Source organism: Pseudomonas sp. KH_027 (assembly GCF_057838565.1).
This window is the reverse complement of sequence record NZ_CM174470.1, coordinates 3,769,084-3,792,188: the sequence shown is the minus strand read 5'-3', so window position 1 is coordinate 3,792,188 and position 23,105 is coordinate 3,769,084. Positions and strand designations below refer to the sequence as shown.

At 64.5% G+C, this 23,105-nt stretch carries 22 protein-coding genes; 7 read left to right on the top strand and 15 right to left on the bottom strand.

Features of this window, described 5'->3' with window-relative positions:
- Positions 1–132 precede the first annotated feature (132 nt).
- From AC3IYG_RS17730 to AC3IYG_RS17715, 4 genes are all read right to left on the bottom strand, one after another.
- Positions 133–1,227, bottom strand: coding sequence for a DUF1513 domain-containing protein (locus AC3IYG_RS17730; RefSeq protein ID WP_489310634.1), 1,095 nt, complete (start codon positions 1,225–1,227; stop codon positions 133–135).
- Between the two features lie 16 nt (positions 1,228–1,243).
- Positions 1,244–2,320: an imelysin family protein gene (locus AC3IYG_RS17725; RefSeq protein ID WP_489310632.1), complete on the bottom strand. Its 1,077-nt coding sequence runs from the start codon at positions 2,318–2,320 to the stop codon at positions 1,244–1,246.
- Between the two features lie 10 nt (positions 2,321–2,330).
- Positions 2,331–3,746: a di-heme oxidoreductase family protein gene (locus AC3IYG_RS17720; protein ID WP_489310630.1), complete on the bottom strand. Its 1,416-nt coding sequence runs from the start codon at positions 3,744–3,746 to the stop codon at positions 2,331–2,333.
- 180 nt (positions 3,747–3,926) lie between these two features.
- A complete protein-coding gene (locus tag AC3IYG_RS17715) occupies positions 3,927–5,261 on the bottom strand; it encodes an imelysin family protein (protein ID WP_489310628.1) in 1,335 nt (444 codons plus the stop codon).
- 202 nt (positions 5,262–5,463) lie between these two features.
- On the opposite strand from AC3IYG_RS17715, the gene AC3IYG_RS17710 reads away from it, so the two are divergent.
- On the top strand, positions 5,464–6,036 hold the full coding sequence (locus tag AC3IYG_RS17710) for a LemA family protein (RefSeq protein ID WP_489310626.1): 573 nt from the start codon (positions 5,464–5,466) through the stop codon (positions 6,034–6,036).
- Between the two features lie 9 nt (positions 6,037–6,045).
- Positions 6,046–6,936, top strand: coding sequence for a GIDE domain-containing protein (locus AC3IYG_RS17705; RefSeq protein WP_489313948.1), 891 nt, complete (start codon positions 6,046–6,048; stop codon positions 6,934–6,936).
- A gap of 131 nt (positions 6,937–7,067) precedes the next feature.
- Here the strand turns inward: AC3IYG_RS17705 and AC3IYG_RS17700 are convergent, their stop codons facing one another.
- The 4 genes from AC3IYG_RS17700 to AC3IYG_RS17685 all read right to left on the bottom strand — a co-directional run bounded on the left by AC3IYG_RS17700 (position 7,068) and on the right by AC3IYG_RS17685 (position 11,289).
- A complete protein-coding gene (locus tag AC3IYG_RS17700) occupies positions 7,068–9,140 on the bottom strand; it encodes a putative bifunctional diguanylate cyclase/phosphodiesterase (RefSeq protein WP_489310624.1) in 2,073 nt (690 codons plus the stop codon).
- A 326-nt stretch (positions 9,141–9,466) separates the two neighbouring features.
- Positions 9,467–10,048: a superoxide dismutase gene (locus tag AC3IYG_RS17695; RefSeq protein ID WP_489310622.1), complete on the bottom strand. Its 582-nt coding sequence runs from the start codon at positions 10,046–10,048 to the stop codon at positions 9,467–9,469.
- A 234-nt stretch (positions 10,049–10,282) separates the two neighbouring features.
- Positions 10,283–10,882, bottom strand: a complete 600-nt coding sequence (locus tag AC3IYG_RS17690) for a LysE/ArgO family amino acid transporter (RefSeq protein ID WP_489310620.1) — start codon at positions 10,880–10,882, stop codon at positions 10,283–10,285.
- 5 nt (positions 10,883–10,887) lie between these two features.
- On the bottom strand, positions 10,888–11,289 hold the full coding sequence (locus AC3IYG_RS17685) for an ACT domain-containing protein (protein ID WP_489310618.1): 402 nt from the start codon (positions 11,287–11,289) through the stop codon (positions 10,888–10,890).
- A 97-nt stretch (positions 11,290–11,386) separates the two neighbouring features.
- On the opposite strand from AC3IYG_RS17685, the gene AC3IYG_RS17680 reads away from it, so the two are divergent.
- A complete protein-coding gene (locus AC3IYG_RS17680) occupies positions 11,387–12,298 on the top strand; it encodes a LysR family transcriptional regulator ArgP (protein ID WP_489310616.1) in 912 nt (303 codons plus the stop codon).
- On the opposite strand, the gene AC3IYG_RS17675 is transcribed toward AC3IYG_RS17680, so the two are convergent.
- On the bottom strand, positions 12,295–14,253 hold the full coding sequence (locus AC3IYG_RS17675) for a methyl-accepting chemotaxis protein (protein ID WP_489310614.1): 1,959 nt from the start codon (positions 14,251–14,253) through the stop codon (positions 12,295–12,297). The two genes, AC3IYG_RS17680 and AC3IYG_RS17675, sit on opposite strands and share 4 nt — an antisense overlap.
- A 200-nt stretch (positions 14,254–14,453) precedes the next feature.
- Between AC3IYG_RS17675 and AC3IYG_RS17670 the strand changes: the two genes are divergently transcribed.
- Positions 14,454–15,449, top strand: coding sequence for an NAD-dependent epimerase/dehydratase family protein (locus AC3IYG_RS17670; protein WP_489310612.1), 996 nt, complete (start codon positions 14,454–14,456; stop codon positions 15,447–15,449).
- A 19-nt stretch (positions 15,450–15,468) separates the two neighbouring features.
- On the opposite strand, the gene AC3IYG_RS17665 is transcribed toward AC3IYG_RS17670, so the two are convergent.
- A complete protein-coding gene (locus tag AC3IYG_RS17665; RefSeq protein WP_489310610.1) occupies positions 15,469–15,741 on the bottom strand; it encodes a hypothetical protein in 273 nt (90 codons plus the stop codon).
- Between the two features lie 324 nt (positions 15,742–16,065).
- On the opposite strand from AC3IYG_RS17665, the gene AC3IYG_RS17660 reads away from it, so the two are divergent.
- Positions 16,066–16,890, top strand: coding sequence for an ATPase (locus tag AC3IYG_RS17660; RefSeq protein WP_489310608.1), 825 nt, complete (start codon positions 16,066–16,068; stop codon positions 16,888–16,890).
- A gap of 216 nt (positions 16,891–17,106) precedes the next feature.
- Here the strand turns inward: AC3IYG_RS17660 and AC3IYG_RS17655 are convergent, their stop codons facing one another.
- Genes AC3IYG_RS17655 through AC3IYG_RS17645 form a run of 3 tightly spaced genes read right to left on the bottom strand, consistent with a single transcriptional unit; the run spans position 17,107 to position 19,719 of the window.
- Positions 17,107–18,156, bottom strand: a complete 1,050-nt coding sequence (locus tag AC3IYG_RS17655; protein ID WP_489310606.1) for an alkene reductase — start codon at positions 18,154–18,156, stop codon at positions 17,107–17,109.
- Positions 18,157–18,209: 53 nt separating this feature from the next.
- Positions 18,210–19,370, bottom strand: a complete 1,161-nt coding sequence (locus AC3IYG_RS17650) for an MFS transporter (protein ID WP_489310604.1) — start codon at positions 19,368–19,370, stop codon at positions 18,210–18,212.
- A gap of 46 nt (positions 19,371–19,416) precedes the next feature.
- A complete protein-coding gene (locus AC3IYG_RS17645) occupies positions 19,417–19,719 on the bottom strand; it encodes an ArsR/SmtB family transcription factor (protein ID WP_489310602.1) in 303 nt (100 codons plus the stop codon).
- Positions 19,720–19,904: 185 nt separating this feature from the next.
- Between AC3IYG_RS17645 and AC3IYG_RS17640 the strand changes: the two genes are divergently transcribed.
- Positions 19,905–20,486, top strand: coding sequence for an acyl carrier protein phosphodiesterase (locus AC3IYG_RS17640; RefSeq protein WP_489313947.1), 582 nt, complete (start codon positions 19,905–19,907; stop codon positions 20,484–20,486).
- 30 nt (positions 20,487–20,516) lie between these two features.
- On the opposite strand, the gene AC3IYG_RS17635 is transcribed toward AC3IYG_RS17640, so the two are convergent.
- Both AC3IYG_RS17635 and olsB read right to left on the bottom strand, forming a co-directional pair.
- Positions 20,517–21,290, bottom strand: coding sequence for a lysophospholipid acyltransferase family protein (locus AC3IYG_RS17635; protein ID WP_489310600.1), 774 nt, complete (start codon positions 21,288–21,290; stop codon positions 20,517–20,519).
- A complete protein-coding gene (olsB, locus tag AC3IYG_RS17630; RefSeq protein WP_489310598.1) occupies positions 21,290–22,048 on the bottom strand; it encodes an L-ornithine N(alpha)-acyltransferase in 759 nt (252 codons plus the stop codon). Before olsB ends, AC3IYG_RS17635 begins: the two co-directional genes overlap by 1 nt.
- Before the next feature lie 160 nt (positions 22,049–22,208).
- Between olsB and AC3IYG_RS17625 the strand changes: the two genes are divergently transcribed.
- A complete protein-coding gene (locus AC3IYG_RS17625; RefSeq protein WP_489310596.1) occupies positions 22,209–23,099 on the top strand; it encodes an acyl-CoA dehydrogenase family protein in 891 nt (296 codons plus the stop codon).
- Positions 23,100–23,105: the final 6 nt, after the last annotated feature.

Genomic DNA, 23,105 nt, shown 5'->3' with positions numbered 1-23,105 from the left:
GCGGCGGTACTTGAGGCGTTTTGGCAAACTCGCGCGCCGCGTACAGCGGTTGGGTGGCGCAATCCCGAGGCGTTTGATCGCTGGGCTTCGCGCCGCTCAGCCCAACCTGGGTTCGATCTGTACGTGCGGCCTTCAGGCCAGGCGCAGGTGGTTGTCCCAGAGCCCGGCGGGCAGTTCCAGCGGTTGCGCGACGATGCGTTCGCCACGGCAGTCGTACAGCCGGCAACGGCCCTGGCCGGAACTGACGACAAAGCCGTCGGCCACTGCACCGACCCCGGCGCAGTCCGGCAGCGGCACGTCAAGCCGCAGTTGCGCGCTGTCCAGGTCCCAGAGCATAAAGCGGTTGCCACGTGGCGCGGTCAGCGCCAGCAGGCGCAGCTCGCTGTGAATGGCCAGGCTGGCGGTGTACTGGTTCATCGCCTGGCGCTGGGCATCGGCGATCGGGAAGGGCTGGAAGGCCTGGCCCGGGCGTTTGATCGCGAGCATTGGCGCACTGTCGCCGGGCTCGCCTTCGTATTGCTGGCCGGTGACCACGGTACCGTCGCTGGCCACCGCCAGATGACGCACGCTGTTCATTCGCTCGGGCAGTTGTTCCTTGCTCAGCAGCGTGCCGTCTCGCTTGAGCAGCACCAGGCTGGACTCCATGGCGTCGAGGTTCATGGCCGCGCGGCTGTCGGCTTCGGTACGGATGCCGCCATTGGCGACGACTATGGTTTCGCCGTCGGGCATCCACAACAACTGGTGCGGGCCCACGCCATGGCTGGACAGCTCGCTGCTGCGCAGCAACTGCTGGCCGTCCAGGCGGTAGACGCCGAGCACGCCCCGACCGGGTTCTGCGGTGTCGTTTTCGGTGCTGTAGAACCATGCACCGCTCTTGTGGAAGATGCCGTGCCCATAGAAATGCCGCTGTGCCGGCGAAGTCAGGGTTTGCAGCAGGCGCCCATCGCGCAGGTCGAGCAGATAGCTTTCGGTGCTCGGCCGGCGGCCGACGAATACCGCCAGCGGCAGGTTGGGGTGGGGCACCACGTCGTGACAGCGTTCGTTGACCGCAGTAGCGAACACCTTGCTGCCGTCCAGGCGATAGCCGACGGCGTAGTGCTTGCCGTCGGCGTCATCGCGGGCCGAGAGCAGCAGTGGCTGCCGGGTGTGCTGGACCAGGGTCCAGCCGCCGAAGGCGGAGGCGGCGAGCAGGGCGCCGCCGAGGCCGAGAAAAGCACGGCGTTTCATGTCGGTCTCCTTTGGCTCAGTCGCCGTCGTTGGCGTTGAAGCCCAACTGAATGCCGAGGGTTTTCGCCAGTTCGCCGGTGTGCAGGCGGTGCAACTTGTCCAGGCTGTCGTATAACGCATTGAGCTGGGTGCGCCCGGCCTCGTCGGCCAGCAGGGCGCTCAACGGCTGTTGCAGTGCTGCGAGGCGTTGGCGGGTGTCGGCGTAGGCGGCGTCGATACGCGTGCCCAGGTCGGCCTGTTCCGGGCTCAGGAGCGCGCGGATACCATCCTGCTTGGCGCCTTGCCAAACCTGCTCGGCGCTGGCCAGTGCGGCGGCCATGTTGTTCAGGCTGGCATTGCTGCGCCAGGCTTCCGCCTGATAGGGCTGCGGCAGGCTTTTGCTCTGCCGGCCCATGGGCGTGCCGAGTTTCTTCTTCAGGCTGTCGATGCCGGTGGCCTGGGTGCGCAGCAGTTCGGATATGGCCTCCGCGCCTTCGGCATAGCGGGCGTTGGGAAACGTCTGCAACTGCGCGCCAATGCCATCCTGGCTTTGCCATTGGCTCAGGACGTTGGCCGAAAGATTTTGCTGGTGCTCGCCGATCGCCACCAGCAGCGGGCAGTAGCGGCTTTTCTGGGTGGCGTCGTTGAGGTCGAGCGCCGGGTCGAACAAGGCATATTCATAAGCGGTCAGGCCCTGAACCACCACGCTGGACTTATCCAGGTCTGCTGGCGTCAGTTGCGGCTTGCTCTTGAGCAGTGTTTCCACCTGGCGCGCGACCAGGTTCTTCTTGTCCGGCCAGAACTGGATCTGCCAGGCCCGGTTGCCTTCGGTCAGCGGGCCGATCAGCAGCGGTTGCAGCCCGGCCCAGGCATTTTGCGCGGTGAAGAAGGCCTGGCGCGCGGCGCTCAGGTCCTGACTGCCGGCGCAGAAGGCCTTGGCGCTGGCCGCGAGCTGGCTGTCGGCTGCGACCCAGGCGTTGTAGGCCGGCAGCAGCACGCCTTCGGTGAGGGCGGCGCTGGTCTTGCTCTGCGGGTCGGACGGGGCACAGGCGCTCAGGGCCAGGCCGCTGAGGACCGCGGCGAAGGCGGCGGTAAGTCGATGGGTGCGCAGCATGCTCGGCTCCTTACAGGGAGTTGAGAAAAGCCAAGAGCGCGGCGCGCTGCTCGGCATCGAAGGTCAGGACGTGTTGCTTGGCCGCTTCGGCTTCGCCACCGTGCCAGAGGATGGCCTCCAGCAGGTTGCGGGCGCGGCCGTCATGCAGGAACTGGGTATGGCCGTTGACGGCTTCGGTCAGGCCGATGCCCCACAGCGGCGGGGTTCGCCACTCGCTGCCGCTGGCCAGGAACTCCGGGCGATTGTCAGCCAGGCCGGGGCCCATGTCATGCAACAGCAGGTCGCTGTAGGGGCGAATCAACTGGTTGGCCAGCTCGGGTTCGGCGGCATCCGCCGCGGTGGTGAACTGCGGGGTATGGCATTGCTGGCAGCCGGCCTGGTGGAACAACCCTTTGCCGTTGAGCACTTGTGGGTCATCGACCCGGCGGCGGGCCGGTACACCGAGGTTGCGGCTGTAGAACAGCACCTGAGCGAGGATGTGCTCGCTGACTTCCGGCACGCCACCGTCGGCGGCTGTCAGGCAGGCGGTCTGGGTCGGGCTGCAGTCATCCTTTGGGTGCAGGCTGGTAATCAGGCCCATGTCGCCGGCGAAGGCATGCGCGTTCTGTTGGTTGAGCGTCGGTTGCCCGGCTTTCCAGCCGAAGCGACCGAGCACTGTCTTCTCCTGGGCGTCGTCCCAGACGTAATTGGGACGCCCGGAAACACCCTCGGCAGTGGCGTTTTCCGCCACGACATTGGCGAGGATGGCGGCTTCCGGTATCGCCTCAAGCAGGCCGAGGCCGATCATCGGCGGGGCGATGCGGGCGGAGAATTGGGTGTCCGGATGCAGCTCGCCGTAGCCGAGCTGGCTGATCCGCAGTTGGGGTTGGCGCAACTCCACGCTGCTGCCGTCAGCCAGGCGTACAGCGATGTTCCGGTAGTCCACCCGCACCTTGCCTTCCGGAGCTACGCCGGGGTTGGCCATGTCCTGCATCTGGCTGCCATAGACCGGCTCGGGCAGGACGCCTTGGCGTTGCACAATAGGCGCCTGCTTGAAACTGGCGGGAATCGACAGGCGTACCAACATCGACACCGCATTGGTGGCGTCGGCACTCGGTGGGTGACCGCGGCCGTCCTTGATATGGCAGCCCTGACAGGCGTTGGTGTTGAACAGCGGGCCGAGGCCGTCGCGGGCAATGGTGGTGGACGGGGCTATGACCCAGGGGTTGCGGAAGAAGCTGTTGCCGACGCTGAAGTCCAGCCGGCGCAGTGGCGAGAGGTTCGCGGAGGGCTGGGAGAAGGCGTTGTGATCACGCTTGTGCACGGTGGCACTGCCAGCGGACAAGGCTTCGCCGGGCTCGGCGTGGGTAAAGCGCGGTGCGTCATCGCACCCGGTCAGGCCAAGCGCCAATAGCAGTGGCGGTAACAGAGGGAGCAGGCGGGGCATCGGCAACGAACCAGACCACGGAATCAAGCGCGCAAGCTTAACAGGCTGAAGGAGTTCGAATAAGAGGGATTAGCGTTTGCGAGGCGGACGAAATGTCGCGCCAGACGCGTGGCTGCTTGAAATGCAGGCGAAAAAAAACGGATGCGCCTTGTGGGCGCATCCGTTGCCAGTGCTGAGGTATCAGAACTGGTGGTCGGCGGTATCCGGGTTCAGGTCGCTGATCCCCAGTTTGCTGGCGGCCTGTTCGATCGCAGCGGTCTGTTTGACCAGCGAGGCGATGGCGTCACGCACGATCTGCTGGCCGGCGGTGTTGTCGGCGGCGATCAGTTGATCGAAGTGCTGGCCATTGTTGGCGCTGTCCGCCAGGGCTTGCAGCTTGCCTTCGGTGGCGGCCAGGTCGGCTTTCAGGGTGGCGTCGGTGGCCGGGTCGATTTTGGCTACCAGGGACGACAGGCTCGGGCCGCTCAGGGTGGTGCCGTCGACCTTCTTGTACTCGCCCAGGTAGACGTTGCGGATGCCCTTGCCGTTGTAGAAATGCGAGTTGTGGGTGTTGTCGCTGAAGCAGTCGTGCTCGTCTTCGGTGGAATTGGCTTCCAGAGCGACCTTCATGCGTTCGCCAGCCAGTTCGCCGAGCGACAGGCTGCCCATGCCGAAGAGCATCTTGCGCAGGCCGTTTTCAGCGGTGTCGGCTGTCAGGGTCGCGCGGTAGTTGTCGGCAACACCGGCTTTCCACTGCTCGACCATGCTGTCCAGGTCCTTGACCAGCAGGTCGGTGGCGGCTTTCAGATAAATGCCGCGGCGATCGCAATGGCCGTTGCTGCAGTCTTTGCCGCTGGCGTAATCGGTCGCAGGGCGTTCGCCGGCGCCGGCAGCGGTGCCGTGCAGGTCCTGGCCCCAGAGCAGGAATTCGATGGCGTGGTAGCCGGTGGCGACGTTGGCTTCGGAGCCGCCCAGTTCGTTCAGGCTGGCCAGTTTCTCGCCGGTGATTTCGGTCACGTCGAGCTTGTCTTCGCCGACCTGGATCGAGGTGTTGGCAATGATGTTGGCGGTGGCACCCGGGTTACCCTGCGCGTGCGGGGTGTCGGCGGCCACGTAGTCGATCAGGCCTTCGTCCAGCGGCCAGGCGTTCAGTTGGCCTTCCCACTCATCCACCACCGGGTTGCCGAAGCGGAACACTTCACTCTGCATGTAGGGCGCGCGGGCGGCCAGCCAGGCTTCGCGGGCGGCTTTCAGGGTCGCATCGCTGGGGCTGGCGATCAGGGCGTCAACCGCGCTCTGCAATGCCTTGCCGGTGGTGGCGGCGTCGGTGAAGACGGCCAGGGCGATATCGGCGTAATGGTTGACCACGGCTTTGCTGGCGGCTGCATCGAGTGTGCCGGCACTGGCGGCTGGCGTGGTTGCGCTGCTGGCAGCCGGCGCGGCCGCTTGGGTTGCGGGGGCTTTGTCTTCGCCGCAACCGGCGAGAGAGATAGCAATGGCCAGCAGGCTGGCGGTGGCCAGAGGCATACGAATCATGGCGAAGTCCTTTGCGTCGATAGGTGGGTGCGGTACGCGCTGCGTACATAAAACTACAACATAATGCGAAAGATTTGCATTTTGTGCAAAGGACTAATGCGCCTAATTGTTCTGAATAAGCCGTGCGCCAGTTCTGCTTTGCGCAACACAGTGCCGCTAGAATGCCAGCACTCTTACCCGCAGCTCTTTTGGAGAAACCTGCATGAGCCTGACCAGCGTTGCCGTCGTGGTTGTTCTGTTTCTGCTCGCCGCTTATGTGGTGATTCTCTACAACGGCCTGGTGCGCTTGAAGCATGGGGTGAGCAAGGCCTGGGCGAACATCGAGGTTCTGCTCAAGCAACGCCACGATGAGCTGCCCAAGCTGGTGGAGACCTGCAAGCAATACATGCAGCACGAACGCAGTACCTTGGAGCGGGTGATCCTCGCCCGTAACGCCGTGGCCAGCGCCCGTGAGAAAGGCGATGTCGGCGCCCTGGGCGTGGCGGAAAGCGGCCTGCGTGCCGGGCTTGGGCAGTTGTTCGCCCTGGCCGAAAACTATCCGCAGCTCAAGGCCAACGAGAGTTTCCAGTTCCTCCAGCAGCGCATCAGCGGGCTGGAGAACGGCATCGCCGATCGGCGCGAGCTGTACAACGAAGCGGTCAATCTGAACAACGTACGCATCGAGCAGTTTCCCGACCTGATCATCGCCGGGCCGTTCGGCTTCAAGGCGGCCGAGTTGCTGGAGTTCAGCGAGGCAGAAAAGGCCGACGTCGACCTCAACGCTTTGTTCGGTTAAGCCGTGGAGATGCAAGAGCTGGTGTTTTTCCTGGCATTCACTCTCGGCGCCTGTTTGTGTGGCGCCTGGTGGTGTGTGCGGCGTCTGGCCCAGGCTCGCCATCTGCTCGATACCCCGACCTCGAAGATCCGTTCGGCGGCGCAAGGCTATGTCGAGTTTTACGGCGTGCTGCAGGCGCAGCCGGAGGCATTGATTCAAGGCCCGCTGACGGGTAAGCCGTGCCTGTGGTGGCGTTTCAAGATCGAGGAATACAGCAGCAACGGTAAGAATCGCTCGTGGCGCCTGGTCGAGAGCGGCAGCAGCGAAGGTTGGCTGCGGATGGCCGATGCAACCGGCGATTGCCTGATCGATCCGCAGGGGGCAGAGGTGCGCCCGGCGACGCGCGAGGTGTGGAAGGGCAACCAGCGCCACCCGCGTGGCCCGCTGCAAACCGGGATACTTGGCTGGTTGGCCAGCGGCAAGGATTACCGCTACACCGAGGAGCGCCTGCACGTGGGCGAACCGTTGTATGCCATCGGCGATTTCCGCACCACCGGCGGTGGTCGTCAGGGGCTCGACCTGAGCGCGGCACAGAGCGGTGTGATCCGTGAATGGAAGGGCGATTTCGGGGGGCTTGTGCAGCGTTTCGACAGCGACGGCAACGGTCAGCTGGATGAGCTGGAGTGGAATCGCGTGCGTCTGGCGGCCCAGCTGGAAGCCGAGGATCGGCACCGGCAGGTGAGCGTGCAACCGGCCCAGAACTATCTGGCCCGGCCGCGGGAGTCGCAGCCGTTCATTCTTTCCAGTTTTGGTGAGGATGACCTGGCCCGGCGCTTCTACTGGCAGGCCGCCGCAGGAGGCGGGGTGTGCCTGTTCGGCGCACTGACGACGGCCTGGCTGCTGGGTGTCACGGTGATCTGAGGGCGGGCTCGGCTGCTGGTTGTGTGCGGTAGCCATCCACACGGATGGCGTGTTCGGCCTGAACGGCCCACCACACTCGACCACTGGCTTACAACGCCCGCCAAAGCGGGCGTTGTTGTTTAGTCGGGGGTTCAGAGCGTCGCGGGGTTGGTGCTGGCGCCGGCGTTGCTGAGGCGCCGGGATTGCTTCAGGAACAGAGTCAGCTCGCGGGCCGGTAGCGGCTTGCTGTACAGGTAGCCCTGCCCCTCGTTGCAGCCCTGGGCAATGATGTAGGCCTCCTGCTCGAGGGTTTCCACGCCCTCGGCGATGACCTGCATGCCCAGGCTTTTACCCAGCTGGATGATGGCGCGCACGATGGTCGCGTCGTCTTCGTCGTCCAGCAGGTCCTGTACGAAACTCTTGTCGATCTTGATCTTGTCCAGCGGCAGGCTCTTCAGGTAACTGAGCGACGAGTAGCCGGTGCCGAAGTCGTCGATCGCGATCAGCGCGCCGGAGCGGCGCAGGCTGAGCAGGTGCTGGGCGGCGGTGGTGATGTCTTCCATCAGGCCGGTTTCGGTGACTTCCAGCTCCAGGCTGCGTGGCGGCAAACGGTAGACCTGCATCAGGTTGTTCACCACTCGCGGCAGCTCGGCGTGGTGCAGCTGTACGGTGGAGAGGTTGACCGCCATGCGCAGGTCGGTGAAACCCTGGTCGTGCCATTCGCGCAGTTGCCGGCAGGTCTGGTCGAGAATCCATTCGCCGATCGGGATGATGCTGCCGTTCTGTTCGGCCAGCGGAATGAACATGTCCGGCGGCACCAGGCCGTGTTGCGGATGCTGCCAGCGCAGCAACGCCTCGACACCGACCACGCGGTGGTCGTGGTAGTCCACCTGGGGTTGGTAGACCAGATGCAGCTGGCCATGGGCGAGGGCTTCGCGCAGGTCTTTTTCCAGCTCGCGGCGGCGGCGCATCTCGCTGTCGACGCTGGCGATATAGAACTGATAGCGGTTGCGCGAGCGACTCTTGGCCAGGGTCATGGTTTGTTCGGCTTTCTGCAGCAGCTTTTCGGTGCTGTCGCCGTCTTCCGGGAACAGGGTGATGCCGATGGTGGCGCGCAGATGGACTTCCTGCTGGTCGAGCATGAACGGCGCCTCGAGGTCATCGAGCACGCTCTGCGCCAGCTCGGCGGCCTCATAGGGCTGCTCGATATCCGCTTGCACCAGGGCGAACTGATCGCCACCCAGGCGGGCCAGGGCGCCGAGGCGGCCGCTGTGGCTGCGCAGGCGGTCGGAGAGGGCGAGCAGCAGTTGGTCGCCGGTCTGGTAGCTGAACTGTTCGTTGATGCCCTTGAAGTCGTCCAGGCCGACGCAGAGCACCGCCACCCGGCGTTGCAGGCGGCCGGCATCGCCGAGAATCTGGTCGAGCTGTTGCTGCAATTGCTGGCGATTGGGCAGGCCAGTGAGGAAGTCGTACTGGGCCAGGCGCAGCAGGCTGTCTTCGGCTTCGCGGCGTAAATGCGTGTTGCGTTCGATGGAGGCCAGCAACTGGTTGGCGGTATTGATCCACAGTCCCAGTTCGTTCTTCTCGTTGCCCTTGAGCATCGGCAGCTTGTGCTCGCTGGGGCGATCCGGGTTGATGTTGGTCAGGTGTTCGATGATCTTCGACAAGGGCTTGGTCAGCAGCCAGTGGTAGACCAGATAGAGCACCAGGCCCATGGCCAGTGCGCGCAGTACCCCGGAGATGAAGATGATCACCGAACTGGTGATGAAGTCCTCGCCGTAGGGGGCGGTGTCGAGGGTGATGGCCAGGTCGCCGTAGTACTCGCTGTAAGGGCCGCGGCCCACCAGTTGGGTGGTGAAGGTGGCTTCATCGCCAAGGATCGGGTCGGTCAACCAGCGCGTGGGGCGGGTCATCAAGTCGCGGGATTTCTCCGCGAGCATCGGCTCGTTCGGGTGGCCGATCGCGGCGAAACGCACCGATTCGTTCTGGAACAGGCCTTCGATGACCTGCATGCCCATCTCCCGGTCCAGGCTGTAAACCGCCTGGGTCGAGGGGTCGCGGAACATGTCGAGGATGCGCTGTGCGTCGCTGGCAACGGCCTGGCGCGTTTTGTATACGTCGAACATGATCTGCGCGCAGCTCAGCACGACGCCGACTACGAGCGCCGAGAGCAGCACCACGCGGAGCAGTTTCAGCGACAAACTGTGTTTGAGTTCCAGCTTCAAATGACCATTCCTTGTTCGAGGCCAGAGGCGTCAGACCGGTGTGAGTATTAGCAATCACGCGCGAGCAGTCAAAGGGCCATTATCAGGAAAGTAGTTGTGCCATCTGTGTGGGGGGCCGGTATGCACTTGCAGCTTACGCCTGCGTACTTGATCTGTGTCGGTACAGTGGTGCTTTGGCTTGAGGCCGTTCGGCGATTCTCTCTGCGCGGCGGCGGGTAATGCGCGCTGCAGGGGATGCCGGCAGGGCATATCAGGTAGGGTAAATAGCTGGGCCCTGACGCAGAAAACCCAGCGAGTGCCGGGTTTTCTTGGGCTGGAGGCAGGTTTTAGGCGGCGTAGTTTTTCGCTACGAAGTCCCAGTTGACCAGGTTCCAGAACGCTTCAACGTACTTCGGACGCAGGTTGCGGTAGTCGATGTAGTAAGCGTGCTCCCAGACGTCGCAGGTCAGCAGCGGGGTGTCGCCGCTGGTCAGCGGACAGCCGGCACCGATGGTGCTGGCCAGTGCCAGGGAGCCGTCGGCTTTCTTCACCAGCCAGCCCCAGCCGGAACCGAAGGTGCCGATGGAGGTTTTGCTGAACTCTTCCTTGAACTTGTCGAAGGAACCGAAGGCCGCGTTGATGGCTTCGGCCAGCGCGCCAGTCGGTTGACCGCCGGCGTTTGGCGCCAGGCAGTTCCAGTAGAAGGTGTGGTTCCAGACTTGAGCGGCGTTGTTGAAGATGCCGCCCGAAGAAGTCTTGACGATCTCTTCCAGGGTTTTGCCTTCGAACTCGGTGCCTGGCACCAGGTTGTTCAGGTTCACGACGTAGGTGTTGTGGTGCTTGTCGTGGTGGAACTCCAGGGTTTCCTTGGAAATGTGCGGCTGCAGGGCATCGTGTGCGTAGGGCAGCGGCGGCAATTCGAAAGCCATGATGATTCTCCTAATCAGGTCAGTTGCGGTGAGCGCAAGGCCGATCACGGGCGGCCAGATATGCGCCGGGGAGTTTGTACTCTTTGCGACGCAGGGGCTGGATCATAGCACCGGGGCAGCCCCATAACCACGCAACAACTGTGTGGGAAAGGCCCTGCCGCCGAGTCGCGAGGCCGGTGCCAGGGCCTTCGGCAAGGCCTTCAGAGCAGAACTATCTTGGCTCGAACCGGGCGTTCAGCCCGCAATCAGTTGCCCAGCCACGGCAAACATCATCAGCGCCACCCCCAGGTCGAGCAGGCGCCAGGTGGTGGGGCGGGCCAGCCAGGGCGCGAGCCAGGCAGCGCCGAGGGCGAGGGTGAAAAACCAGACCAGGGAGGCGCTGGCGGCGCCCAAGGCATAGGCGCCGGGCACGCTTTGCTGCGCGCCGAGAGAGCCGATCAACAGCACGGTATCCAGGTACACGTGGGGGTTGAGCAAGGTCACCGCCAAAGCTGCCAGTAGCACCGCCCGCCGCGAACGGGGGCCGGCGTTGCCGGCTTCGCTCAGTGCCTGAGGCGCGAGGGCGCGGCGCAAGGCTTTGACCCCGTACCAGAGCAAAAAGGCCGCGCCACCCCAGCGGGCGATGGCCAGCAGCAGGGGGTTTTGCGCCAGCAGGCTGGCCAGGCCGAATACCCCGGCGGCGACCAACAGGGCATCGCAGAGCACGCAGAGTGCCGCCACCGGCAGGTGGTGCTCACGGCGCAGGCTCTGGGCCAGGACAAAGGCATTCTGCGCGCCAAGGGCAACGATCAGCCCGGCGGCCACCAACAAACCGTTCAAATAACTCTGCCACATGGCTATCACTCCTCGTCTGTTGCGAGTTGACGCAGTACGTCGAACGCGCGCTGGCCATCGGCCTGGGCGACGAACAGGTGGTCGTGGTGGTAACCGGCGATGACGTTGCAACTGATGCCGGCGTTGGCCAGGGCCGTGGCGAAGGCGGCGGTCAGGCCGACGGCATCGAGTGCCGAATGCACGCGCAGGGTGATCCAGGCGGCGACATAGTCGAATGCCAGGCCCAGGTCCTCGGCCTGTTGCCGTTGGAGAATCACCGTCAGCCCCTCGGCTTCGCGAAAACTGCCCAGTACTTGAGTTCCGGCCAGCTGGGTTTCGTCGTCAATGCAGCAAAATACATAGTCGCCAGCGTTCAGGTGCGGGCTCATGTTGCGCAGCAGACGGGGGAGCGATGTTTCGCCAGCCATGGTGGTTTCCTTGCAGGTGGTGGCCTTTGGTTGTGGCGAGTCTGTTGCGAGTGGTTGTATAAGGAAAACGAATCATGCTGATCGCTCATTAGGAGAATTGATCATGTTCGACTACAAGCTCCTATCCGCCCTGGCCGCCGTGGTGGAGCAGGCCGGGTTTGAACGGGCGGCGCAGGTGCTGGGCTTGTCGCAGTCGGCGGTGTCGCAGCGGATCAAGTTGCTCGAAGCGCGGGTCGGCCAGCCGGTGCTGGTGCGGGCCACGCCGCCGGCGCCCACGGAAATCGGGCGGCGGCTGCTCAACCATGTGCAGCAAGTGCGCTTGCTCGAACGCGATCTGCAGGGCCAGGTGCCGGCGCTGGACGAAGGCGGGTTGCCGGAGCGGCTGCGCATCGCCTTGAATGCCGACAGCCTGGCGACCTGGTGGGCGCAGGCGGTCGCGCAGTTCTGCGCGCAGCATCGGGTGCTGCTGGATCTGGTGGTGGAGGACCAGGATGTCGGCCTCAAGCGCATGCGGGCCGGCGAGGTGGCCGCCTGTGTCTGCGCCAGTGACCGTCCGGTGTCCGGGGCGCGCAGCCTGGCGTTGGGGGCGATGCGTTACCGCGCGCTGGCCAGTCCGGGGTTTCTCGCCCGGCATTTTCCCGCCGGCGTCACGCCGCCAGCCCTGGCGCGGGCACCGGCCATCGTCTTCGGCCCGGACGATCTGTTGCAGCACCGCTACCTGGCGGCGCTCGGGGTCGAGGGCGGTTTCATCCACCACCTTTGCCCTTCTTCGGAGGGGTTTATCCGCCTGGCCGAAGCTGGCCTGGGTTGGGGGCTGGTGCCGGAGTTGCAGGTGCGGGGGGAATTGGCGCGGGGCGAGCTGGTTGAGCTGCTGCCGCAGCAGCCGATCGATGTGCCGCTGTATTGGCACCACTGGCGCAATGGTGGTGAATTGCTCAGCGAACTCACCCGCCATCTGGCCCGCACGGCCGCCCAGACGTTGGTGCCTGCCAATGCAACGACTGGCTAGAGTTGGAAGCGCGCCACCAGTTCTTGCTGGCCGCCGGCGACCTGGCGCAGGTGTTCGCCGCAGTCGCGGGTATGCGCGGCGGTCCGGCGGTTCTCCCCGGTCATGGCGTGCAGGCGGTGCATATGCTGGTTGACTTCCTGGGTGGTGGCGGCCTGTTGCTCGGCCGCCGCGGCAATCTGGAAGGCCAGCGCCTGCACGCCCTGCAAGGAGTAGTCGAGCTGACCGAGGGAGTCGAGCACCGCCTGGGTCTCGTGCTCCAGGGCACGGGCCTGTTCGGCCGAGCCCTGCATGGTCTGCATCGCCTCGCCGGAGGAGCCCCGCAGGGTGGCGATGATGGTGACGATCTCCTCGGTGGCGCTGCGCGTGCGCAGCGCCAGGTTGCGCACCTCGTCGGCAACCACGGCGAAACCGCGGCCCTGGTCGCCAGCCCGCGCCGCTTCGATGGCGGCGTTGAGGGCCAGCAGGTTGGTCTGCTCGGCGATGCCGCGGATCACCTCCAGCACCGAGCCGATCTGCAAGGTGTCGCTGGCCAGGGTGTCGACCACGGCGCCGGCCTGGCGGAGATCCGTGAGTAGGTGGGCCTGCCGCCCGATCATCTGCTCTAGGGTGTGCTGCATCTGGCCGAAGGCCGCGCGCGCGGCGGCGCTGCCCTGGGCGCTCTGGCCGGCGTTGGCGGCGATCGCCTGCACGGTGGCGGCCATCTGGTCGACCGCGCAGACGACCAGCTCCAGCGCCTCCTGCTGCTGGTCGAGGCGTTCGCTGGTCTGCCCGGCGGCGCCGAGGATGTCGCCGCTGGCATGGCCGATGGCCTGGCTGGACTGACGCAGGCGTTCGATCACCTCGCGCCAGGCGCCGGCCATCTCGTGCAACGCCTGCATCAGGCCGGCCTGGCTGGTGCCGGTCGGCGGCAGGCTCAGTTCGCCGGCCGCCAGTTGGCGGGCCAGGGCCACCATGGTGCTCGGCTCGCCGCCCAGCGGGCGCATCACGCTGCGGCTGATCAGCCAGGTGGCGGCGGCGACTGCGACCACCGTCAGCAAACCGAGCAGCAACACCTGCCACATCAGCTGGCGCACCGGGGCGAAGGCTTGATCCTGGTCCATCTCGGCGATCAGCGCCCAGCGGTTGCCATCGAATTCCAGCGGCACGAAGGCCTTGAGTGAGGTTCGCCCATCCAGCCCGGGCTCGGTCAGGCGTCCCTGCTGGCCGTCCAGGGCGCGGCTGATCGCGTCGCCCGTCAGAGGCTGGTGTTGGGAGAAACTCTGTGCCACCTGTTGTTCGGGGAAGCGCGCCGAGTCCGAACGCAGCAGTCCGTCGGCACCCACCAGGTAGGTCTCGCCGCTGTCGCCGAGCCCTTGGCGGGTCTGCATCACCGCATTCAAGGGCGCGAGCGGCAGCTCCAGAACCAGCAGCATCTGCACTTCGCCCTCGGCCAGCACGGGCGTGGCGAGGAACTGGGTGGTGTCCTTGCTCTGCGGATTGACGACCAGGTCGCTGATCTGCAACTGACGGCTTTCGCTGCTCTGGCGAACCAGGCGGGCCAAGGGGCCATCGCGCAGCTCGGCTTCATTGAGGTTGCGTTGGTAGTCGGCATCGCGGAGCACGCTGAAGATTACCTTGCCGTCCGGTAGAACCAGCTTGAGATCGCGATAACCGAAGGTGTTGATGAAGTTCTCGAAGATCGGCTTGTCATAGGCGAGGGCGCTGACCAGGGCGATGGCATCCAGGCCCTGGTAACTGGTGCTGAGGTTGCTGGCCAGGGTGCTGAGCTGGTTTCGCCGTTCCTGCCAGTTATCCAATAGCTGACTTTGTTTGATATTCGCTACAGCCTCCAGTGCGTTCAGGGTCTGCTCGCGCAGCGCTCCACTGGCCTGTTGATAGACCGTGAAGGCCATGGCTGACACGGGAATCAGGCCGATCAGCAAGTAGCTCATGGCGAGTTTGAGGCGTAAGGGCATGTCCACAGCTCCGTGTGTCGAAGGGTTACAGGCTTTGGGGAGTGTTGGATATTCTGCAATTTGCGTGCAAATTATTAGACGAGTGATCGAAATATTGAGCGAAGGCCCGCAAGGTCGCTGTTCTGGCGAGGCCAGCCACGACGCGAGCTATGGCTCGCTGCTAGAGTGCCCAGACATAACAAGAACGATGGGGGCGCGGGATGAGGATTCTGGTAACCGGAGCTAGCGGCTTTATCGGTGGGCGCTTTGCCCGTTTTGCTTTGGAGCAGGGGTTGACGGTACGGGTCAATGGCCGGCGGCCGGAGGCGGTGGAGCATCTGGTCAAGCGCGGTGCCGAGTTTGTCCAGGGTGACCTGTCCGATCCCGAACTGGTGCGCAGGCTGTGCCAGGATGTCGAGGCCGTGGTGCATTGCGCTGGCGCCGTGGGCGTCTGGGGTAATTACCAGCACTTCTACCAGGCGAATGTCGCGGTCACCGAGAACATCGTCGAGGCTTGCCTGAAGCAGAATGTGCGGCGCTTGCTGCATCTGTCTTCGCCGTCGATTTATTTCGACGGTCAGTCCCATGTCGGGATTAAGGAAGAGCAAGTGCCCAAGCGCTTTTCCGATCACTACGGGGCGACCAAATACCTGGCCGAGCAGAAGGTCTTCGGCGCCGAGGAGTTCGGCCTCGAGGTGATTGCCTATCGCCCGCGCTTCGTCACCGGCGCCGGCGACACCAGCATCTTTCCGCGGTTGATCAATATGCAGCGCAAAGGGCGCTTGTCGATCATCGGCAACGGCTTGAACCGGGTCGACTTCACCAGCATGCAAAACCTCAACGATGCGCTATTCAGTGGCCTGCTGGCCGCCGGGCCGGCGCTGGGCAAGGTCTACAACATCAGCAACGGCACGCCGCTGCCGCTCTGGGATGTGGTCAATTACGTGCTGCGCCAACTCGAACTGCCAGAAGTCACCCGTCATCTACCCTATGGCGTGGCTTATGCGGCGGCCACCCTCAACGAAGCCGTGTGTAAAGTGCTGCCGGGGCGCCCGGAGCCGAGCCTGTTTCGCCTCGGAGTGGCGGTGATGGCCAAGGACTTCTCGCTGGATATCAGCCGGGCGCGGCAGTACCTGGACTATGACCCGCAGGTCAGTGTCTGGACCGCGCTGGATGAGTTCTGCCAGTGGTGGAACGTGGCGGCGCAACAGCCCTGAGCCTGAGCGGGCGGATGCATCAACCGCGCAGCGGGCCGGCGTACTGAGTGTACTTGGCGATCAACTCGGCCTCAGTGAGTACCGGTGCCGCTGGCGGTGCCAGGCGCAGGCCGCTGAGTTCGCTCAGGCGTGCGCCCAGCTCACGGGTTTCATCGACTGTCGATTCGGCGCAGGCCAGCAGCATGCTTTGCACGGCGCCTGGCTGGCTCAGGCGAATGTCGATTGCTTGTTCAAGGCGCAGACGGCGACGCAGCGTTTGCATGCAGTCGAGTACAGACTTGGTCAGTTCCATACGATCTCTCCCCCAATGACGCGAACTCAAGCGAGCTCTAAGTCGGCTGGCTCAGTGACAGGCAACGCTTTGGCCGGTAAGGCATAACCGGGCAAACCCGCAGCGCAGACGCTTCGTCAGTCCCGCAGTTGTTTAGCAAATGTTGTACCAGTTCACAGAATGAGGAACTGCGTGGCCTGGGGAGGGTCGATTGACTGCTCGCAGCGCTTGCGCGCGCTCCGCCGGTGCGTGGCGCACTGGCTTGGCGCGACGCTGAAGCACGGCGCGTGAACCGTTATACTGCGCGCCACCTTGCCCTCTTTGTGTGCCCCTGAAGGTTTCCCCATGCGTAACGATGCTCTCGACGAACTGGATAGCGTGCCCAGCCTGACCAACGATGTCCGCGATCATGACTTCGCTCATGGGCATGAACCGGCCGAGCGTAGTCCCGTCTATGGCCGCAGCAATCCCCCTGCGCAAGTCAAGGGCTCCAGCACCGGGCCGTTGTGGGCGTTGGTGAGCGCGTTGGTGATCGCCCTCGGCGGCCTTGGTTGGTGGAGTCACCAGCAGATCGACCTGATGAGCCAGCAACTGGTAGCCACCCAGGAAAGTTTTGCGCGGATCAGCGAAGAAGCGGCCGGGCGTATTCAGGACATCACCGGCAAGGTGGTCGCCACCGAGTCCAGCGTGACCAGCGGTAGCGAAGCGCTACGGCTCAAGGTCAAGCAGCTGGAGAGCAAAGTGGCCGAGTTGAGCAAGCAGCAGCAAACCCTCAACAGCCAGCAGGGCACGCAAGGCAAGCGTGTCGAGCAAGTGGCCGCCGACTTGGAAAGCCAGCAAGACTCAGCGGGTCAGTTGGACGGCAAACTGAAAAGTCTCGCCAGCGAGCAGGCGGCTTTGAAAGCTGCACAAGGCGATCAGTCCAAGATTGACGGACAGCTGAAAAACCTCAGCGCTGATATCGAAACGTTGAAGAAACAGGGCAACCCCAACGTTGCCATCGGCCGTCTGGAACAGGACCTGCTGGTGCTGAAAAGCGAACAGGAAAACCGCCCGGCAGCCGCCAGCAACACCAGCGAGTTCGATGCCTTCCGCGCGCAGATGACCCGCAATATCAGCACCCTGCAAAGCCAGGTGCAGAACCTGCAGCAACAGCTCAACGCGCGTTAGCTTCTGGATCACTGCGTTCCCACCTGTGCGGGAATGCCGGTGTCGGGGTGATGAAGGTTTAGCGCCCTAACCCGGTCGTCCTCGCGAATGTGGGGAGCCAGCGACGTGTATGTCCGGGTTGGAAATGACGGGTGACGGGCTGGCGCTGCTCTGCGCCTTTCACCGAGTATGAAAAAGCCCCGCATTCGGGGCTTTTTCATTGGTGCCGGATCAGCCTTACATCCGCGGATAATCCAGATAGCCGACCGGGCCTGAGCCGTAGAAGGTTTCCGGGTGCGGCTCGTTCAAGGGCGCGTCTTGCGCCAGGCGCTCCGGCAGGTCCGGGTTGGCGATGAAGGGGATGCCGAAGGCCACGGCATCCGCCGCGCCGCTGGCCAGCAGGGCATTGGCGCTGTCTTTGGTGAAACGTTCGTTGGCGATGAACGCGCCGCCGAAGGCTTGTTTCAGTTCGAGGCTGATGCTGTCTTCGCCGAGCTTTTCGCGGGTGCAGATAAAGGCGATGCCGCGCTTGCCCAGTTCGCGGGCGACATAGCCGAACGTCGCCGAGCGATTGGAGTCGCCCATATCGTGACTGTCAGCGCGCGGCGCCAGGTGCATGCCGACGCGGCCGGCATCCCATACCGAGAGCACAGCGTCGGTCACCTCCAGCATCAAGCGGGCACGGTTTTCCAGGGAGCCGCCGTATTGGTCGCTGCGCTGGTTGGTGCTGTCCTGCAGGAACTGGTCGAGCAGATAACCGTTGGCGCCGTGGATTTCCACGCCGTCGAAGCCGGCCGCCTTGGCATTTTCGGCACCCTGGCGGTAGGCCTCGACGATGTCGGTGATTTCTTCAGTCTCCAGGGCGCGCGGCGTGGGGTAGTCGCGCAGTGGGCGCAGCAGGCTGACATGGCCTTTGGCAGCGATGGCGCTCGGCGCGACCGGTGCTTCGCCGTCGAGGAAGGACGGGTCGGAGATCCGCCCGACATGCCACAGTTGCAGGACGATCTTGCCGCCATTGGCATGCACGGCCTTGGTGATGTTGCTCCAGCCGCGCACCTGGGCTTCGGACCAGATGCCTGGGGTGTTGGGGTAGCCGACACCCATCGGCGTCACCGAGGTGGCTTCGCTGAGGATCAGCCCGGCCGATGCGCGTTGGGCGTAGTACTCGGCCATCAGGGCATTCGGTACGCGGCCTTCGTCGGCGCGGCAGCGGGTCAGCGGCGCCATGATGATGCGGTTTTTCAGTTGCAGGTCGCCAATCGTGATGGGGTCGAAAAGGCTGGTCATGGGATGGAATCTCCGGTGCTGGGGTAATGAGGATGCGATTTTTGAGTGGTCGATCAGTCGAGAACAGGTTCGAGGCGAGCACCGACGCTCAGCGTCAGTTGCGTGGCGATCAGTGCCAGTACGGCCAGTGCCGCGGCAGCCAGTGGCACGTTGGTCAGCCCCTGGCCCTGGCTGATGACCAGCCCGCCGACCCAGGCACCGAGGGCGTTGCCGAGGTTGAAGGCGCCGATATTCAGGGTCGAGACCAGGTTCGGGGCGTCCTTGCCGAAGGTCATCACATTGATCTGCAAAGCCGGCACGGCAGCGAAGGCGGCCACGGCCCAGAGGAACAGGGTGATTTCGGCCGGGATCAGCGCTTGGCTGGTCCAGCTGAACAGGCTGGCGAGCACCGCCAGGGCGATGAAGACGCCGCACAGGGTGGTTGCCAGGCGCCAGTCGGCCAGCCTTCCACCGAGCACGTTGCCGAGCGTCAGGCCCAGGCCGATCAACAGCAGGGTCCAGGTCACGCCAGCCGGCGACACGCCGGTGACTTCACCGAGCAGGGGGGCGATATAGGTGAACAGGGCGAACATCGAGGCGGAGAAGAACACCGTGCTGCTCAGCGCCAGCCACAGCCCGGCGCCGCGCAGGGCACGCAACTCGCTGCGCAGGTCGGCCTTCTGCTCGTCGCGCTGGGCCGGCAGGTAACGCCACAGGCCGATCAGGGCGAGCACGCCGATCACGGTCACCGCCCAGAAGGTCGAGCGCCAGCCGGCGGCTTGGCCGAGCGCGGTGCCCAGCGGCACGCCGAGCACATTGGCCAGGGTCAACCCGGTGAACATCAACGCCACCGCCGAAGCCCGGCGGTTGGCCGGCACCAGGCTGGCGGCGACCACCGAGCCGATACCAAAGAAGGCGCCGTGGCAGAGTGCGGTAACCACCCGCGCCAGCATCAGCATTTGATAGTCCGTGGCCAGGGCGCAGAACAGGTTGCCGGCGATGAAGATGCTCATCAGCGTCAGCAGGGCGGCCTTGCGCGGCCAACTGGAGGTGACCAGCGCCATGAACGGTGCGCCGATGGCCACGCCGAGGGCGTAACCGGTGACCAGCCAACCGGCACCGGGAATCGACACACCGAGGTCGGCGGCGACATCGGGCAACAGGCCGAGGATCACGAATTCCGTGGTGCCGATGGCAAACGCGGACAAAGCGAGGACGAGAAGCGAAATCGGCATGTGCCGGCTCCTTAAAAAGCGCTGAGGGAAGCGGTTTGGTTGAGTTTTACAACTCGTTGCCCAGATGCTCGAGGAAGGCCTTGATGGTGTCCTCGTTACGCTTGAAGAAGCTCCATTGCCCGACCTTCTTGCTGCTGATCAGGCCGGCGCGCTGCAGGGTCGCCAGGTGCGCCGACACGGTGGACTGCGAGAGGCCGGTGCGCTGGTCGAACTTGCCGGCACAGACGCCGATGTCGAAGGGGTGGTCCTGTTCGACGAAATACTTCTCCGGCTCTTTCAGCCATACCAGCATTTCACGCCGTACCGGGTGGGCGAGGGCTTTGATGATTTCGTCGAGGTCGATGGTCATGTTCGGGCACCTGTGCGGCGGTATGCCGCTATATCGCAATGGAGCGAACTATATATCGTCATCTGACGATATATAGATTGATTGTGCCGATACTGACTATCGATACCCTTGATGCCGGCAGCGGGGATTCATCGGCCAAGGCCGCCGATACCCAGGATGGTCGTCCAGGCAGTAAGCTTGAAGCCATGAACTATCTCGCTCATCTTCATCTTGGCGGCCAGCAACCGGCGCAGTTGCTTGGCAGCCTGTATGGCGATTTTGTCAAAGGCCCCTTGGCTGGGCACTATCCGGCGGATATCGAGCTGGCGATCCGTCTGCATCGGCGCATCGATGTGTTCACCGACAGCCATCCGAGCGTGCTGCAGGCCAAGGCGCGTTTTCCAGTTGAGCGGCGGCGTACGGCGGGGATTCTGCTCGACTTGTTCTTCGATCATTGTCTGGCACTGCACTGGCAGGATTACTCCGCCGAGCCGCTGCCGCGCTTCACTTCCCGGGTTTATCAGGTGCTGGCGGCGGAGCCGGCGTTGCCGGCGCGGCTGGCGCGCATCGCCCCACGCATGGCGGAGCAGGACTGGCTGGGCAGCTATCAGGAGTTCGCGGTGCTGGAGCAGGTGCTGCAGGGGATGCGCAGGCGCCTGTCACGGCCCGCGCTGCTGGACGGCGCGCTGGATGAGCTGGAAGCGCTGTACCAGCCGCTCAGCGAGGACTTTCGGTTGTTTTACCCGGACTTGCAGGCGTTTGCCCGCGCCCAACTCGATTCGGCTTGACACGCCGAATCGAGCGTCCAGTGGCGCAGCTCAAGCGGCGCGACTCAACTGCTCGGCTTCACCGAAGAGTGCGTCGCTGACGGCCAGATGAGCCTGTTTGGCCAACTCGCTGCGCGACAGGCCGGCTGTCTCGATGGGCGTCAGCAGCTGTACCTGGACGGCAGCCAGGTCGCTGGAAAGCAGGCGCATCAGGTGCGAGAGCAGATCATCCTCGCCGATAAAGGGCGCAATCGCGCAATCCAGTTGGCCGTTGCGCAGGTAACGGATCGCCACCGGCTGCAAGGGCACGCCGACTTCGATGGCGCTGGTCAGTAACCGCCCGTGGAAGGTGCGCAACAGGCTGCCGTCGGTGGTGGTGCCTTCGGGGAAGATCAGCAGGTCGCAGCCTTGTTGCAGATGTTCCGTCAGTTGCCGATTGAGCAGGCCGCTATCGCCCGAGCCGCGGCGGATGAACAAGGTGCCGGCCTTCTTCGCCAGCCAGCCCGCCACCGGCCAGCTACGCACCTCGGCTTTGGACAGGAAGGCCAGCGGCGCCAGCATCCCCAGCAGCGGGATATCGGTCCAGGACACATGGTTGCTGAGCCAGAGCATCGGCTGGCGCGGCAGTTCGCCTTGGACTTCGACCTTGAACGGCAGCGCCGCACTCAGGCGCCGCAAGTACCAGCGGGTCAGGCGTTGGCGGATCTGCCGCAGGTTGCGCAGTTGCAAGCGCTCCAACAGGCTCATGCCGCTGGCCAGCAGCAGCCCCAGCCCGATCACCGCCAGCAGCCGGGCGATGCGCAACCAAAGTCGCAACGTGGCCATCAGACCGCCGCCTTGAAGTGGCGGGCGTAGCGTGGGCAGAGTTCGTCACGCTTGAGCAGGATGAACACGTCGGCGACCTGGAAATCCTGGTCCCAGCACGGCTCGCCGCAGATCTTCGCGCCCAGGCGCATGTAGGCCTTGAGCAGGGGCGGCATTTCGGCGATGACGTTGCTCGGCAGATCCAGCGCCGGCAGCGGGGTTTTCGGTTCGGCGCGCAGGTGTTCGGTGCACAGGTAGCGTTCGCGCAGGCGCTGCATGACCGCCTGGGCCTGGATGCCGCCGTCCTTCATGGAGATGCTGGCGCAACCCATCAGGTAGCTGTAGCCGCCTTCGTTCAGCACTTCGGCCAGTTCGCCCCAGAGCACGGCGATGGTGCCGCCGTTGCGGTACGCCGGGTCGACGCAGGTGCGGCCGATTTCCAGTACCGGACCTTGCAAGTGGGCGAGACCGTGCAGGCTGAACTCCTCTTCGCTGTAGAAGCGGCCGAGGCTGCGGGCGGCCTGGTGGTCGAGCAGGCGGGTGGTGGCGACCAGGTTGCCGCTGTTCAGGTCACGTACGCCGATGTGCGCGCAGTGGCTGTCGTAGTCATCCATGTCCAGACCGAGTTCGGCGCCTTTGAGTTTGGCGTCGAACTCGCTGCTGAATACGCGAAAGCGCAGGGCCTGGGCCTCCCGCAATGCGCGCGGACCAATCAGGCGTTCGGCCTGCAGACGGCGTTCCTGGGTATTGTTGTCACGAGTGCGAGCGATCTGGGTCATCTATGAGCCTCCTACTGCGCTCGGTTATGTCGCTTGGTCAGCCAGCCTTATGCGGGTTGCGGCCAAGCGGCTTTGTTGTGCAAGCTCACGTTAGGTAGCCCCGGTGTCACCTCCATGAAGTTTTGGTGATGCTTGTATGACAGTGAACAAGGAGCCCCCCATGCACTGGCAACGACTGCTCGAAATCCGCGAGCGCCTGCCCGCGATGCCCGCCCTGGATGATGGCTATGCGGCCCTGTTGGCCGTGCTTGGCGAGGGTGTGAGCCCGTTCGAGTTGGCGCTGCTCGGCGGGCGTCTGGCGGCAAGCCCGGGCCTGGCCTTTCTCGCCGGCTACCAGGGAGCGCTGCGGGCGCTGTGGCCATCGGCGCCCTGGTCCCTTGGCGCGCTGTGCGTGACCGAGAACAAAAGCGTGCGGCCGGCGGATATGCACACGCGCCTGGACGGGCTGACGCTGCACGGGCGCAAGGATTTCGTCACCGCCGCCGAGGCCGCCGACTGGCTGCTGGTGGTGGCGCGCACCGAGTTGGAGGGGGCCAGGCCGCAACTGGCCCTCTGCGTGACCTACAGCGGTGCGCCGGGTGTGCGCATCGAACCGCTGCCGGCGTTGGCCTTGATGCCGGATATCGGCCACGCCCGCCTGCATCTCGATGGCGCCCAGTGCGAGCGCTTGGCAGGCGATGGCTGGGATGCCTACGCGAAGCCCTTCCGCACCCTTGAAGACCTGCACGTGCTGACTGCCGTCGGCGCCTGGCTGTACGGTATCGGTCAGGAACAGGGCTGGCCGCAGGCGCTCAGGTTGCGCCTGCTCGGTGTACTTGGCGGCTGCGCCGAAGCCGCCCGGCAGTGCGCCACCTCGCCCGCGACGCATCTGCTGCTGGCCGGCGTATTCGCTCAGTTCGATGGGATGAAAGCCGAGTTGAGCGCGGCATTTGCTGCGGGCCCGACGGCGTTGGCGGCGGTCTGGCAGCGTGACTGCAAGCTGCTGGAAATCGCCCGCGGGCCGAGGGCCAAGCGCCTGGAAAACGCGCTGGCGGCGTTGACCGCGGCTTAGCCTGCA

Excerpts from the sequence above, each read along its gene's own strand:
- AC3IYG_RS17730 (WP_489310634.1), bottom strand. The coding sequence starts at position 1,227 with ATGAAACGCCGTGCTTTTCTCGGCCTCGGCGGCGCCCTGCTCGCCGCC.
- AC3IYG_RS17725 (WP_489310632.1), bottom strand. The coding sequence starts at position 2,320 with ATGCTGCGCACCCATCGACTTACCGCCGCCTTCGCCGCGGTCCTCAGC.
- AC3IYG_RS17720 (WP_489310630.1), bottom strand. The coding sequence starts at position 3,746 with ATGCCCCGCCTGCTCCCTCTGTTACCGCCACTGCTATTGGCGCTTGGC.
- AC3IYG_RS17715 (WP_489310628.1), bottom strand. The coding sequence starts at position 5,261 with ATGATTCGTATGCCTCTGGCCACCGCCAGCCTGCTGGCCATTGCTATC.
- AC3IYG_RS17710 (WP_489310626.1), top strand. The coding sequence starts at position 5,464 with ATGAGCCTGACCAGCGTTGCCGTCGTGGTTGTTCTGTTTCTGCTCGCC.
- AC3IYG_RS17705 (WP_489313948.1), top strand. The coding sequence starts at position 6,046 with ATGCAAGAGCTGGTGTTTTTCCTGGCATTCACTCTCGGCGCCTGTTTG.
- AC3IYG_RS17695 (WP_489310622.1), bottom strand. The coding sequence starts at position 10,048 with ATGGCTTTCGAATTGCCGCCGCTGCCCTACGCACACGATGCCCTGCAG.
- AC3IYG_RS17690 (WP_489310620.1), bottom strand. The coding sequence starts at position 10,882 with ATGTGGCAGAGTTATTTGAACGGTTTGTTGGTGGCCGCCGGGCTGATC.
- AC3IYG_RS17685 (WP_489310618.1), bottom strand. The coding sequence starts at position 11,289 with ATGGCTGGCGAAACATCGCTCCCCCGTCTGCTGCGCAACATGAGCCCG.
- AC3IYG_RS17675 (WP_489310614.1), bottom strand. The coding sequence starts at position 14,253 with ATGCCCTTACGCCTCAAACTCGCCATGAGCTACTTGCTGATCGGCCTG.
- AC3IYG_RS17670 (WP_489310612.1), top strand. The coding sequence starts at position 14,454 with ATGAGGATTCTGGTAACCGGAGCTAGCGGCTTTATCGGTGGGCGCTTT.
- AC3IYG_RS17665 (WP_489310610.1), bottom strand. The coding sequence starts at position 15,741 with ATGGAACTGACCAAGTCTGTACTCGACTGCATGCAAACGCTGCGTCGC.
- AC3IYG_RS17660 (WP_489310608.1), top strand. The coding sequence starts at position 16,066 with ATGCGTAACGATGCTCTCGACGAACTGGATAGCGTGCCCAGCCTGACC.
- AC3IYG_RS17655 (WP_489310606.1), bottom strand. The coding sequence starts at position 18,156 with ATGACCAGCCTTTTCGACCCCATCACGATTGGCGACCTGCAACTGAAA.
- AC3IYG_RS17650 (WP_489310604.1), bottom strand. The coding sequence starts at position 19,370 with ATGCCGATTTCGCTTCTCGTCCTCGCTTTGTCCGCGTTTGCCATCGGC.
- AC3IYG_RS17645 (WP_489310602.1), bottom strand. The coding sequence starts at position 19,719 with ATGACCATCGACCTCGACGAAATCATCAAAGCCCTCGCCCACCCGGTA.
- AC3IYG_RS17640 (WP_489313947.1), top strand. The coding sequence starts at position 19,905 with ATGAACTATCTCGCTCATCTTCATCTTGGCGGCCAGCAACCGGCGCAG.
- AC3IYG_RS17635 (WP_489310600.1), bottom strand. The coding sequence starts at position 21,290 with ATGGCCACGTTGCGACTTTGGTTGCGCATCGCCCGGCTGCTGGCGGTG.
- olsB (WP_489310598.1), bottom strand. The coding sequence starts at position 22,048 with ATGACCCAGATCGCTCGCACTCGTGACAACAATACCCAGGAACGCCGT.
- AC3IYG_RS17625 (WP_489310596.1), top strand. The coding sequence starts at position 22,209 with ATGCACTGGCAACGACTGCTCGAAATCCGCGAGCGCCTGCCCGCGATG.